At 44.5% G+C, this 13,024-nt stretch carries 10 protein-coding genes; 1 reads left to right on the plus strand and 9 read right to left on the minus strand.

The annotated features are described in order from the left end of the window. Positions 1-13: 13 nt before the first annotated feature. From trmB to MUK70_RS07240, 7 genes are all read right to left on the minus strand, one after another. A complete protein-coding gene (trmB, locus tag MUK70_RS07210) occupies positions 14-673 on the minus strand; it encodes a tRNA (guanosine(46)-N7)-methyltransferase TrmB (protein ID WP_234656098.1) in 660 nt (219 codons plus the stop codon). Positions 674-689: 16 nt separating this feature from the next. Beyond that, the gene (locus MUK70_RS07215; protein ID WP_234656097.1) at positions 690-1,991 is read right to left on the minus strand and encodes a bifunctional folylpolyglutamate synthase/dihydrofolate synthase; all 1,302 of its coding nucleotides are present in this window, start codon (positions 1,989-1,991) and stop codon (positions 690-692) included. A 6-nt stretch (positions 1,992-1,997) separates the two neighbouring features. After that, positions 1,998-2,924 carry a hypothetical protein gene (locus MUK70_RS07220; protein WP_234656096.1) on the minus strand — a complete coding sequence of 309 codons (927 nt, stop codon included), beginning with the start codon at positions 2,922-2,924 and terminating at the stop codon, positions 1,998-2,000. Positions 2,925-3,029: 105 nt separating this feature from the next. Beyond that, positions 3,030-4,121: an HU domain-containing protein gene (locus tag MUK70_RS07225; RefSeq protein ID WP_234656095.1), complete on the minus strand. Its 1,092-nt coding sequence runs from the start codon at positions 4,119-4,121 to the stop codon at positions 3,030-3,032. 28 nt (positions 4,122-4,149) lie between these two features. Beyond that, a complete protein-coding gene (locus MUK70_RS07230; RefSeq protein WP_234656094.1) occupies positions 4,150-5,820 on the minus strand; it encodes a TonB-dependent receptor in 1,671 nt (556 codons plus the stop codon). A gap of 43 nt (positions 5,821-5,863) precedes the next feature. Further along, on the minus strand, positions 5,864-8,875 hold the full coding sequence (locus MUK70_RS07235; RefSeq protein ID WP_234656093.1) for a tetratricopeptide repeat protein: 3,012 nt from the start codon (positions 8,873-8,875) through the stop codon (positions 5,864-5,866). A gap of 158 nt (positions 8,876-9,033) precedes the next feature. Beyond that, positions 9,034-9,285 (minus strand): hypothetical protein, encoded by a 252-nt coding sequence (locus MUK70_RS07240; RefSeq protein ID WP_234656092.1) that lies wholly within the window; start codon positions 9,283-9,285, stop codon positions 9,034-9,036. A gap of 65 nt (positions 9,286-9,350) precedes the next feature. Between MUK70_RS07240 and MUK70_RS07245 the strand changes: the two genes are divergently transcribed. Beyond that, positions 9,351-10,343, plus strand: a complete 993-nt coding sequence (locus tag MUK70_RS07245; RefSeq protein ID WP_234656091.1) for a tetratricopeptide repeat protein — start codon at positions 9,351-9,353, stop codon at positions 10,341-10,343. Here the strand turns inward: MUK70_RS07245 and menD are convergent, their stop codons facing one another. Both menD and MUK70_RS07255 read right to left on the minus strand, forming a co-directional pair. Then, positions 10,344-12,059, minus strand: coding sequence for a 2-succinyl-5-enolpyruvyl-6-hydroxy-3-cyclohexene-1-carboxylic-acid synthase (gene menD / locus MUK70_RS07250; protein ID WP_234656090.1), 1,716 nt, complete (start codon positions 12,057-12,059; stop codon positions 10,344-10,346). Positions 12,060-12,145: 86 nt separating this feature from the next. Continuing rightward, complete coding sequence (locus MUK70_RS07255) at positions 12,146-13,009, minus strand: sigma-70 family RNA polymerase sigma factor (protein ID WP_015810559.1); 864 nt, start codon at positions 13,007-13,009, stop codon at positions 12,146-12,148. Between the last annotated feature and the right edge of the window lie 15 nt (positions 13,010-13,024).

A 13,024-nucleotide genomic window follows, 5' to 3' on the forward strand; every position in this document is an offset into this window, starting at 1 on the left:
AAGGCCTCTTTGCTTACAAGACTGTCGCTTTAATGTATTTAATGGTATAGCCCTTCGACACGAAAATGCTTTCGTAATGCGTCTTAACGCCATAGTGCTCGTCATGCAATGGCGATTCATAAAGATCATCGGTGTGTTCGATCAATTGGAACCGGTTGGATTCGCTTAGTTTCTCCAAACTGTATTCGTAAAGGAATGTGCTGTCGGTTTTTAGATAAAACATTCCTCCGGGTTTTAAATATTTGGCGTAGCGTGCCAAAAACGTAGGATTCGTGAGTCTTTTGTTTTCGTCGCGATCCCTGACCTGCGGATCCGGATGGATCAACCAGATCTCAGACAGTTCGTTTTCTTCAAAAAACTCATCCGCATATTGGATCCCGGCTCTTAAAAAGGCAACATTATTAAGGCCATATTCTGTCGCGATCAGGCTCCCTCTGGCAATACGATCACCTTTAATGTCCATTCCTACGAAGTTTTTTTCCGGAAACTGCTTGCCCAACCCCACAGTATATTCACCCTTTCCGCACGCAAGCTCAACGATTACCGGGTTGTCATTCTCAAAGTATAACTGGTTCCACTGGCCTTTGATCTGCGTGTATAATGGTTTTCCTGCTTCAATAACATTCGCCGCTACGGCGCTAAACTTGTAGTGCTCTAATTTTCTTCTCGTCATTCTATTCAAATATCAATTACAAATCCTTAATATCGGCTACCACAAAAGTGCTCCCGCCCACATAGATCGTGTCATCCGGTTCCGATTCACTTACTGCTGCTTCCATAGCATCATTCACGTTCAAAAAAGCCTTTCCTTTAAGGCCATATACAGCTGCAAGGTGCATCAATTCCGTTACATCAAGCGCACGCATATTAGAAGGCTGGCAAAAATAATACACGCCTTCCGATGGGAACAACCGCAGCATAGATGAAATGTCCTTGTCGCCAACAAAACCAATTACGAAGCGTTGACAGCCACTGGCAACGCTATCAAATTGTTCCAACGCAGAAGCCAACCCGGCTGTATTATGGCCTGTATCACAATAAATGTCCGGCTTTTCCCCCAACTTTTGCCAGCGCCCTTTCAGGCCAGTCAACTTGGTTACTGATGCAAGTCCCGCACGAACATCCGTATCTGACAACTTCCAACCAGCTTCATTCAAAGCCTCTATCGCAGCAACCACTCCACCGATGTTTTGCAACTGATAAGCACCGGTAAGGTCTAAACGTAAGCTGGAATAAACAGGTTTAAGTGATTCTTTTTTAATCACATCAACCACCATTAATCCACCCTCCATACCTGTTTTCTGGACTTCATATGCAGCGGAAGCAAAGATTAGGGGCGAATTTACCTGCTCAGCCGCTGCGGAAAATACATGCGCGATTGATTCACTCTGTTTTTCACTTATAATAACAGGGACTTCCGGCTTAATGATACCGGCTTTCTCAGCAGCAATTGCTTCCAGAGTTTCACCGAGAAACTGAGTATGGTCCAGGCTGATATTTGTGATCAGGGAGAGTTCCGGTGTTATAATGTTGGTAGAATCAAGGCGCCCGCCCATCCCTACTTCAATTACCGCAACATCAACTGATTGCTTAGAGAAATACGAAAAGGCCATGGCAACGGTCGCCTCGAAAAAAGAAGGAGACAATCTTTCAATGTTAGATTTATTTTCACCGATAAATCGCATGATGAAGTCTTCCGTTACAAATTCACCATTTACCTTAATTCTTTCCCTGAAATCCTTCAAATGAGGAGAAGTGTAGAGTCCGACCCTGTATCCTGCCTGCTGGAGTATGGCTGCAAGCATATGCGATGTGCTTCCTTTGCCGTTTGTGCCAGCTACATGCAATGTCGGATAATCATTCTGAGGGTCGCCCAGGAACTTACATAGCTCCTGTGTAGTATGAAGGCCCGGCTTAAAAGCACGGGCCCCGATATTCTGAAAAACCGGCAGGCGGCTATACAGATAATCCAATGTTTCCTGGTAATTCATTCTAAACTATTGGGAACGTATTTTGAATGTGATCGTTCCTACTGACTCATCCGGCACATTCGATGACTTTGGGATGAAAGTCAGGTCCCGGACTGCGCTTTTATATTTGTTAACAACTGCATAATCGGTTACCGTTGTGTTTTGCGTGATAATGCTTTTCACACGGCCGTTTTTATCCACCGTTATCTTGAATGTAATGTCTCCCGTAGCGTCCGAATTATCGTCTACGACCGGTCTTCTAGACCAGCTCCATCCGGATAAGCTCAACCCTACTGCCGTTCCGCCACCGCCACCTTCGCCTTTGTATGTTTTTGCGAAAAGGCTTCCTGTCTTCGACCCTTTATCGCCCACTCCTTCTGCATCGTCTCCGTTATTATTACCACCCACGCCGCTCTTCGTGCCATTGGTGCCGTTGCTGCCTGACTTGCTGCCGGATGATTTGGTAAACAATGCATCTTTATTAACAGCCTTCTCGGGAGCCGGCTTTACAGCGGGTGCCGACGAAGCTTCCGAACCAGTTGATTTCTTGCTCTCATTCTTTTCCGGCGCTTCCACGGGACTTTCTGCCTTGGAAGTGATTACAGGCTTTTCTGCGACCGTTTTTGTGGGTTTAACAGGCTCGATTTTCGGAGGTGTAGGTGGTGTCGGCTTTGGCGTGGCCACAGATTTAACCTTCTTCACTTCATCTGCATCGGCGCGCATGTTTTCCGCCACCTTGCTGTCGTTAGGCTTATTGAATGTCTGAATATCACCTTTACCGACTTTGCTTGTTCCGTAATTAACTTCAACAAACAGTTCCATAGGCTGCACTTTTGGCAGCGAACTATTGAGCCTGATAAAGAAGAACATGCCCAGCATTGCAACCGTAATCCCGATGGACATGGCCCAGGAAACTGCAATTCGCTGACGATCTTCGGCTTGTAATACAATCATCGTATTTGCTTTTATTTTACTTTCTCAACAACGCAAAACTAAAAAAAATCGTGTGTTACGAAAAAAGGAAGCATTAACTGCTTCCCCTTTTGATATGCTGTCTGTTTACTTTCTCACGTAGACCCAGCCTGCTTCTCCAATTACCCTTTTCAATTTTGCCGAGGCACGGTAAGCATCGGTTTCATTACCGTAGCCATTGACTGCCACCTTCACTTTTTTACCAAATCTATCCGGAGGCAAGATGCTCGCGTCTTCAAAACCTTTTTCTTTCAATTGCGTTAAAAGGACATTTGCCTGTCTCATTCCCTTGAATGTTCCCGCGATCACATAAAATTTCGATTCTTTCACTGGTTCAACGGACCCGGCAGGTTGCGGCTTAGCCGCAGGAACAAATGCTTTCTCCTTTGCTGAATCAACTTTAACAACTGTGGCTGCCTCACCAGGCTTTGTAGCAATTACCGAAGAATCAACAACAACTGGCTGCGTCGCTGGTGATGGAGCCACTTCCACTGGTACAACAACTGTTTCGGTTTTTTCTTCACTAACAGTTTCTGATTTCGGGAACAGCTCTGCAAACGGATTCAATGTGCTTTGAATGTCTCCGTTTTTTGAATTCACTAAAAACACGCTTAAACCGCAGACGATCGTTGCTATTACCGCAGCAGCAGCCCACTTGGCCCACCTGAATGTGTTGGACCTTTCTTCCTCTGCCTCAATCACTTCAACTTGTTCTTCGGCAATGTATGTTTCCGCTGCTGCAACCGAAATCAGCTTTTTATCAATTTGCTTCGCTCTGATCTTCTCGAAACCGTACCATTCGTCCTTAAAATACTTTTCCGTGTTGGGTTCAAAAACGAGCTTGCCCTCGATATTTTTACTGAAATCGCCAATCCCGGTAATCTGGGCCTGACCGCGCTGTTCCAGATTTTGGCGCAGCTCGTCCGTGTAATGTTTCACATAATCAACTGCCTCCGTATGCGACAAACCTTCATGGCGCGAAATGTAATTCGCCAGCAACCCGTCGTCCAGTTTCAGAAACTCGTTGAATGCTAGCTTCTTGGCAGGCGGGGAAAAAGTTTGTGACATATCATCGTAAGCAGCCGGAATCTGGTGCGAAAGCAATGCTCCGAATCCTGGAATGATTACAAATTCATATTCACCTACAAGTTTTCGGATTACTGTTTCGACTGCTATCATGAACGTTTTTTCAGTTAACTGAGCGAAGTTAAAAAGAAAACGATAATCCTCCAATAAAGTTTAGTCCTTGCTGCGGGTAATATTGATAACGTTGATACTCTTTGCCCAACACATTGTTGAGTGACACAAAGGCTGAGAAGTTCCTGGTTAACAGATAATCGATCTTGAAATTCAGATCTGCGATTACAGGCAATTTTGTCACTTTGCCAGTTTGGAAATTTTTCGCTTTTATCCCTCTCAACATATAAAAATCAGCCGTAACAAATAGTTTTTTGCTGATGGCAAGTGCGTTAAACCAGTTTAACGTAAGGTCCGGACGGTGCCAGGGCTCTTCCAGGTCTGAAACAGCGTAATCGAAGAAGTTAACTTTGAGAGAAGTCTTAAACAAATCATTAAAGTTATAGCCTGCCTGACCTGCAATACTTAACACCTTTGTTTTGCCCGGATCGTATAGAATGGCAAACATGGATGTATCGGCGATTGAATTATTGAAATAATAAAAATTCCTGTATTGCGAGTAGGCCACTTTACCTTCATAGTTAAATCCGGCAAGCCCTTCACCTTTCACCCCTGCACTGATTTCATAGTCCTTATCAGTGTTAAGTATTTGAACATTGGGACCCAGCCATTGGTTTTCCCCCAGCATACTTTTCAAGGTATTTCTTACCATATCGCCATTCCAGCCAGCAAAGATGTGCAATCCTGCAAATGGGGCCACATCGATGTTTAACACCGGAAATGCCTTCGTCCTGTTGATTTCGAGCTCGCTATCCGTTTCGTTGGCAACATTGATACCCGCAGTCACCGAGAAAAGCTCCGAGGTATATTTGAATGTAGGTTTTACACGAAACAGATTTCTGTTGTATGTAAACCTGTCAACCCGCTGCGTTATGAATGCATCCGCTTCCAGTAATGCGTGAAATGATTCTGACAAAGGAACCGAAGCCATTAACTTCGTTCCCCAGTCAAGCTCGGACGCTTCATATCTGTCGCGCAGTGTATGTAAGCTGGTTTTCACAGAATAATCAACTAACACAGAAGCGTCTGTATTTTCAAAACCCAATGCAACTCCAAAACGATTGATCGTTTGGCGGATGCTGTCCCGGTTCACCTGAACGGTTTCGGGCTGGGGTTTGTAACCATAGAAATAATAGTTCTTACGGTCATAATCCAATGCAGCCTCCACTTTGTACTTGCTGCGAATGTACTTACCGCCGATCTTGAAATTCGTGGCTGCGTTTGCAGAATTTTTATTATCGACAGGACCATTGGCAGCAGACAAATGTTTGAGCTGCGTGGTAAAGACCAGATCTTCGGAAGGCCGCCCCCCAACAAACGCTTCACCCAGGAAACGGCCGTAGTTACCAGCTCCGAGCTTAACATAGTTGTTCAGCACATCGGGTTCATCCTCGCGTTTTTGTTCATCAGAGGACGCAGCTACGCTGGGTGTAAGTTTTGGTGACGAAAGGTCTATTTGCGGATCAATGATCTGATAATCGACCTTTTTCTTGCCTGTTTCTCCTTTGATAGGGTCCACTTTATCATAAACCCTGTTGGCAGGTGCAAATTCAATGCTTTTCTCTTTAACAATCTCATAAGTCTGGCTCTCGATCTCTCCGCGTTGTGCCATAGCAAACTGGGATGAGAAGCCAAGTGTCAATAAAAATAAGGAAGAACGTATCGCGGTGGATTTCGTCATGAGTCTTAATATTTTCTGTTTGTCCCGCAGGAATGAATCTTTTTTATTTGCTGATCTGAGCCAGTTTTTCCTTAGCAAGCTGAACTGCTTCCTTGTCATCGGAATTGTCGATAATCGACGTTAATGTGGCCTTAGCCTGCCCCATCTCATTCAGCCCGACATACACCTCAGCAAGCAGTATAAAAGACCTTACACGCCAGTAGTCATACCCCTCGAAATTCTTGCCCATCTCAATGATCGCCGTCTCGGCATCTTTGTATTTTTTGTTTTTAAATAGCACCATAGCGGACCAATAACTTGCCTCAGCACCATATTCGTCTTTCGAGGAAGCTGCGATTTTCTTAAACTCCTCGCCGGCCTTTGTCAGATCTCCGCGCTCGTAGGGAACCTTACCCGCATACAACTGCGCTTTACCTACTGCACCCGGGATCAGGTTACCTGTATTGATCACTTCTTTTGCATAATACAGTGTCGAGTCGTAGCTCTTCAATGTATAATAAGTGTCCATTAAACCAACCCAAGCCTGAGCCTGCTCTTTTTTGCTTTCAGAATTACGAAGCAGTACGCGGAAATTTGACACGGCATTGTTATGGTTGCCGCGGCCAATTTCCAGCTCAGCCGAACGCTGTGCGGCCGCTGCGACGAATGTCGATTTGTTCTGCTGAACCACTTTACCGAAATATTCCAGAGCTTCGTTCACCTTGCCAATCTTGTCATAGGACGAGGCGATGAAGTAATTAGCGTCATATTGATGCTTGCTGGCTGGATAGCTTTGAACAAAGCTTTGCAGCGAGTTGATCGCATTTTCGTATTTCTCGGCATAATAGAGATTCCGGACGTTATCAAACTCAACTTCTTCCAGCTTTTCATTGCCCGGGTTGTTCTTTCTCACTACACCAAGCACTTGCGTAAACTCTTCAGGACGACCGACAGCCGTATAAGCTTCCTGAATCCCTTCCAATGCGCTGCTCGCAGACGGAGAATCCGGATATTCAGTCAGTATCTTCCGAAAATCGACAATAGCCTGTTCATAAACCTGCAAGTTATAATATGACTGTGCCCGGCGAAGTAATGCTGCCGGAATTGCGTTACTCTTGGGCTTCTCGTTTATCATCCGTGTGAAACCTTTCACAGCAGCAGAATAACTTTGTTTCTGGAAATCAATGTCGGCTAATTGGAAGTACGCATCATCCAGATATCTCGACTGCGGATATTGGCTGATCAACTGATCAAATTGTTTGCGCGCTTCCTGCTCACGGTTCATGTATACATATGCGCGGGCTTTCTGGAACAATGCGTAGTCCTTATCCACATTCCCTTTGGCCGAAACCTGTTCGTAGGTTTTAATCGCTTCATTGTAATTCTTTGCAGCCAGGTAACAATCCGCTAGTCGCGAAAAGCCATCTTCAATCATTGCCGGCTCAATGCCTTCAATGTTGTTCGTGAATTCCTTAAAGTATGTTAACGCCTGGGCGTATTTTTTTTGATTATAATAAATGTATCCCAAAGCGTACAAACTCTTTCTTGCATAAATGCCTGCCTTGGGATTTTTAGAAATCTGCGAGTAAAGGTTGGCAGCTTCATCCACTTTGTTCAAACCGTATGTGGACTCAGCTTTGTAATATGTTGCAGAAATGAAAAGTTGTTCGTCAATCGGAAACTTGATGGACTTATCAAACATTACAATCGCGTTGTCAAACTTCTGTGCATTGAAATCAAGCACGCCCTGGTTATAAGTAAGCCGTTGATAGGTGCCATTAATTTTAGTATTCCGCCTGGAAAGGCCTTCTATGTACTTTATTGCCCCTACCGAGTTGCTTGCACTGGCATATCCTTCTGCCACTAGTTCGGTTGCTTCCTCTGTATGCTTGCTCTGGGGATACTTCGCCATGAAGTCATTGAACTCCTTAACGGCCTCATTGTTGTTTCCCGACTCCAATTGCACCTTGGCGTGGTTGTATGCCGCTTCTTCCTTTATAACCGGGTTGAAGTCAAGCTTTGATGCATTGTCAAATGAAGTTAAAGCATAACTTAAATTAGAAGTCTTTAAATAACTGATTCCCAGTATGTAAGAAGCGTACTGCGAAACAGAATCTTTACCTGGTCCGATGGGTTTTAGGTTGGTTATTGCACCTTCATAATTCCCACTCCTGAACTGCGCATGCCCGTAATGAAGCGCTACCGTAGGAGGCACAGCACCGGGTTTCATACGCTTGTAGCGCTCGTAAGATGTAACAGCCGCAGCGTAGTCGCCTTTTTCGTAATAAACCTCTGCCACATATAAAGCGACGTCATCCAGCTTAGTATTGCCTCTTTGTGTCTTCAATACTTTTTCACCGTATGCTAAAAGCTCATCATGCCGCTTTAACTGATACAATGAAGAGATGATCCAGTTCGGTGCTTCATTTTTGTAATAAGGATGATCTTCGATACGCTGAAAATCCTGATAAGCTTCTTCGAACTTATTTTTCTGATAGTTAATTACACCCGCATAGAACGAGGCATCACCGGCGTTGGCAAATGAAGCGTCGGTTTTTACCTGATTAAACAATGGCAAAGCCGCATCCAGCTGCTGGGTATTATAATATGACATGGCCAGCTGATAAGTGCTTTCCTGTTTGTTAGCACCGCTTCCCGATACGTTAACAGCCTTTTCGAGATACGTTATGGCTTTGTCGTATTGCCCTGAGTTGTAATAATAACGCCCCAGGTCGCCGTAGATTTGCTGAGCCTTCGGATGTTCTGAGTGGTTCTTGACAAACCGGTCTACCTGTACTTCTGCCTCCGGATAGTTGAGGTATAAACCGGTCACTGCCACATAATATTCAGCTGTGACCTTATTATAATCGGTGGTACTCAGCAACTTGTCGTCATTGCTCAGAAATTCGTTGAACTCCTGCCTGGCAGCGACATAGTTAGACTTTTCATAATATTCCAGGCCGTTTCGAAAATGGGCTTCCGGTTCTGTAATACTTAATGTATTCTGAGCAAAAACCGAAGATGCGCCAACATATAAAAGCATTCCGAAAGTGGAGGCGCCGTGTTTAAAAACCATAGAGACTGAGTTGGTGAATTTTTGATTTGAATTAATGTCATTAACCATATCCTTTTAAAGAGTAATTTGGTGCGCTCTTACCTCCTAAAATTGTTTGCTATCTAACGAAAAGTGTACTAAAACCGTATACATTGCAGGCAAACGCAATATTTATAACCTTAGAAGATCACTTCATTTCGCATTAAAGACGCTGAAAAATCACCATGCATTGCATCAAAACGAGAGGTGATTGCAGCGATAAATGATTCGTCCAAGCAGCGTTCTATTTCTGCCGCACTTTCAATTTCATAGTCATCGATTTTGTAAGTTTGCTCGTACATGCCCGATTCAATCTTGACAATGTATTTATTATTCCACTGATACAGGCCGATCTTAAATTTGTCGTTGGGTATATCTTTAATGTATCTCATTTTATCAAAATTGTTGCAATATCATGGTTATCAATATTAAACTAAATAAAATACTAATATTATTAGTGCTAATCCTATCATCTTGTTCGGGTCAGGACAAGAAGGATGCTGCTGACTTTTTCTTGAAAGGCAACCGGGCATTAAATCAAAAGAACTATGCCGAAGCCTTGCGCCTGTATGACGAAGCAATTGCCAAAAATGCAGATTTTTCAGACGCCTACCTCAATAAAGGAATAACTTTGTTAAAAATGGGAAGGCCGGCAGATGCTCACGAGATTTTGACAGAAGCAATTAAAATTGACCCGACGCTCACACAGGCAAATCTCGTCAGGGCAGAATCAGGGCTTGATTTAGGCCGGTTGCGCGAGGCAAAACAGGATTTGCAGCAAATTGAAAAAGATTACAAGGATTCGTCCAGGTTTTTCCTCGTTCGCGGAAACCTGCTCGGTGCAGAAGGAAATGCTTCCCTCGCATTAGCTGACTATGATCGCTCGATCCAGTTACAGAAGCTGAATGTTGAAGCATATGTTAACCGGGGAGCTATATACTACGGCCTGAAAAACTGGAAATCTGCCAAGGAAGATTTTGAAAATGCGCTTGCACTGAATCCTGCTCAGCCGGAAGCGCTCAATAATCTGGGACTAATTGCGACAAAAGAGCAGGATTGGAAGTCGGCACTCTCCTATTTCGACAAAGTGCTGTCGGCCGCACCGGACGATCCGTATTCGCTCAACAACAAAGGCTACGTGCTTTTGCAAACCGGCTCGGTGGAGCAGGCGAAAAATTTGATCGAGAAATCCCTGGATAAGCTTCCTAAGAATGGATATGCTTTCCGAAATCTCGGGATATATTATCAGAAGGCCGGACGGCCGGAAAAGGCAACCGAAGCTTTTTCAAAAGCAATGGATATTGCGGAGCCCGTGGACATGCTTTACGGGCTGGCTGGACAAGTTTACTTCCAACAAAAAAATATCGCAGAAGCCTGCAAAATCTGGAAGCAGGGCATTATGTTAAATGACTCGCTCGCCATTGCGGAAGCTGCAAAAAACTGCCGGTAATTATTGTTCCCGGCCGAGTCTTCGGAGCTCCTTCCAGACTTTTTCGTTTTCGTAAGGATCCGTAAATATTTCAAGTAAACTGATCGCCTTGTTTTCGAGAAATGCCTGGACCGAGGATTCCAATAACTCCGGCTCCCGACAACTGAAGTAAGCGATGCTAGAGTCCTCGCAAGTTCGCTTCGCTGAGAACGCGTGTCTGGTTTCGAAATAAGTTTCAATTTCCGGCAGCCCGGACGGTCCATCGATCATCCGGAAAATATTTCCACCGGCATTATTGATCACAACAATTTTCAGGTTTTGTGGGAGTGAGTTAATCAGCAAGCCATTACGGTCATACATAAATGCAACGTCGCCCACGACCAGCAATGTCTCTTCCTCATTGACGAGAGCTGCGCCGATCGCCGTGCTTACACAACCATCAATGCCGCTTGTTCCCCTGTTACAAAATACACTTCGAATGTTAGTGCCAATGTCGAGCACGTTGATATAACGGATCGACATGCTATTTGCAACATGTAACTGAAACACTCGATTTATACACTTAAATAATAAATCTAACGATGTTATATCTGATAACTTAGATAGATTTGAGATGTAGTCATGCATTATTTGTTCTGAACCAGCATTACTGGCAGACCAATTCCGGAGGAATGCTGAGTCAGTTTCAGGGTCAGCATTCTCAGTAAAGAGCTTATAATCAATCTTTTCAAACAGATTTTTAAAGAAATACGATGCCGGAACTGGAATCGTTCTGGTTAATGACTGGGTTGGATCAGCTAAGAATACTTCTTCTCCAATGTGCCAGTGTGCCCGCGGCGGGTTTTTCCTGATGAATTGCTTGAAATCCTTGGAAATAAATGACAATCCGAAGGTGATCAGCAGATCCGGAACCAGTTGGCCGGCATTTTTACTGGCCAAAAACAGGTCGTGATTTCGGATTATGTTCAACCCTGAAATGTTTGCAATGCTGTCTGCCAGCACGGGAATATCCCACTCTTCTGAAATCTTATTCAGCACCTCGCTCAGTTCGTGATCCGGTAAATGCTGGCCTGCCGCAATTAATATTTTGGGATATTCTTCAAATTCATCCAGTAATGTATTCCATACATCCGGAGCCAGGATCTTCTCCGCTGACTGTCTTTTTATAATTTTGAGATTGGCAGAAGGAACCATTTCATCTCCTGACGCCGGATAAAACGGCTCCCTGATCGGAACATTAATGTGGACCGGACCCATGGGAATTGTTGCAGCCAGGGTCACTGCTTCATTGGACACTCTGTTAATGGCCCACAGCACATCTGCGTGCCCATAATCCGCTGAAAATTCGAAAGATCGCTTAATATGCTTGCCAAATATTTCGCTTTGATAGATTGTCTGCCCGTCATACTGATGCAGCCATTCCTTGGGCCGGTCTGCGGAAATCACGACCAGCGGAATTTGCTGAAAAAACGCCTCAGAAACAGCCGGAGCAAAGTTATAGACCGCACTCCCCGACGTGCAGATTAAAACCACCGGAACGCCTGTTTGCTGGGCTATCCCAAGCCCTATAAAGCCTGCGGAGCGTTCGTCCATACAAACATGCAACTTGAAGCGCCCGGAGCGTGTAAAGGCGAGTGTAAGCGCCGCACTGCGGGAGCCGGGAGAAACCACAACATGTCTCACGCCCTGGGCATAGCAAATGGCGGCAAGGTCTACCAAAGGTTGTAAAATGGCCATATCATAAATAAAAATAGCCTCATTAAGAGGCTATTTAATTAATACTGTATCAAATTACTGGTTAACTGCAACATCATCAGTTCAGATTATCCCAGGTATGTTTTTAAAGCTTTGCTTCTTGAAACGTGACGCAATCTTCTGATTGCTTTTTCTTTGATCTGACGAACGCGTTCACGGGTAAGGTTGAACTTCTCACCGATCTCTTCCAGCGTCATCGCATGCTCGCCATTCAGGCCAAAGTACAATGCGATAACATCTGCTTCACGCTGCGTCAATGTGCAAAGTGCACGCTGCACTTCTTTACGCAATGATTCATTCACCAAACCGGAATCAGGCTTGTCTTCCAAATCATTCTCCAACACGTCCAAAAGGCTGTTTTCCTCGCCTTGAACGAACGGCGCGTCCATAGAGACGTGACGGCCAGAGATCTTCATGGTGTCTACAACCTCAGAAGAAGAAATTTCAAGCACTTCTGCCAATTCCTCAGGAGAAGGTTCACGTTCAAAACGCTGCTCTAGTTCTGAAAAAGTTTTTGATATTTTATTTAAAGAACCAACACGGTTGAGGGGTAAACGTACAATCCTCGACTGCTCTGCAAGTGCCTGCAGAATAGACTGGCGAATCCACCAAACTGCGTAAGAAATGAATTTAAAACCTCTTGTTTCGTCAAAACGCTGAGCAGCTTTAATCAAACCCAGGTTACCTTCATTGATCAAATCGCCCAACGACAAGCCCTGATTTTGATATTGCTTGGCCACAGACACAACAAAGCGAAGATTTGCCTTGGTTAGTCTTTCCAATGCAAGCTGATCACCATCCCTAATTTTCTGAGCTAACGTCACTTCCTCGTCCGGCGTCAACAAATCCACCTTCCCGATTTCTTGCAAATACTTGTCTAACGACTGACTCTCACGGTTGGTAATTTGCTTACTGATCTTTAGCTGTCTCATCTATCTTTTATTAAT

Source organism: Dyadobacter chenwenxiniae (assembly GCF_022869785.1).
GTDB lineage: Bacteria > Bacteroidota > Bacteroidia > Cytophagales > Spirosomataceae > Dyadobacter > Dyadobacter chenwenxiniae.

What these genes read in the sequence shown, in the direction of transcription:
- MUK70_RS07235 (WP_234656093.1), bottom strand. Translation starts at nt 8,875, where the DNA reads ATGGTTTTTAAACACGGCGCCTCCACTTTCGGAATGCTTTTATATGTT.
- MUK70_RS07220 (WP_234656096.1), bottom strand. Translation starts at nt 2,924, where the DNA reads ATGATTGTATTACAAGCCGAAGATCGTCAGCGAATTGCAGTTTCCTGG.
- MUK70_RS07215 (WP_234656097.1), bottom strand. Translation starts at nt 1,991, where the DNA reads ATGAATTACCAGGAAACATTGGATTATCTGTATAGCCGCCTGCCGGTT.
- MUK70_RS07225 (WP_234656095.1), bottom strand. Translation starts at nt 4,121, where the DNA reads ATGATAGCAGTCGAAACAGTAATCCGAAAACTTGTAGGTGAATATGAA.
- MUK70_RS07230 (WP_234656094.1), bottom strand. Translation starts at nt 5,820, where the DNA reads ATGACGAAATCCACCGCGATACGTTCTTCCTTATTTTTATTGACACTT.
- menD (WP_234656090.1), bottom strand. Translation starts at nt 12,059, where the DNA reads ATGGCCATTTTACAACCTTTGGTAGACCTTGCCGCCATTTGCTATGCC.
- MUK70_RS07240 (WP_234656092.1), bottom strand. Translation starts at nt 9,285, where the DNA reads ATGAGATACATTAAAGATATACCCAACGACAAATTTAAGATCGGCCTG.
- trmB (WP_234656098.1), bottom strand. Translation starts at nt 673, where the DNA reads ATGACGAGAAGAAAATTAGAGCACTACAAGTTTAGCGCCGTAGCGGCG.
- MUK70_RS07255 (WP_015810559.1), bottom strand. Translation starts at nt 13,009, where the DNA reads ATGAGACAGCTAAAGATCAGTAAGCAAATTACCAACCGTGAGAGTCAG.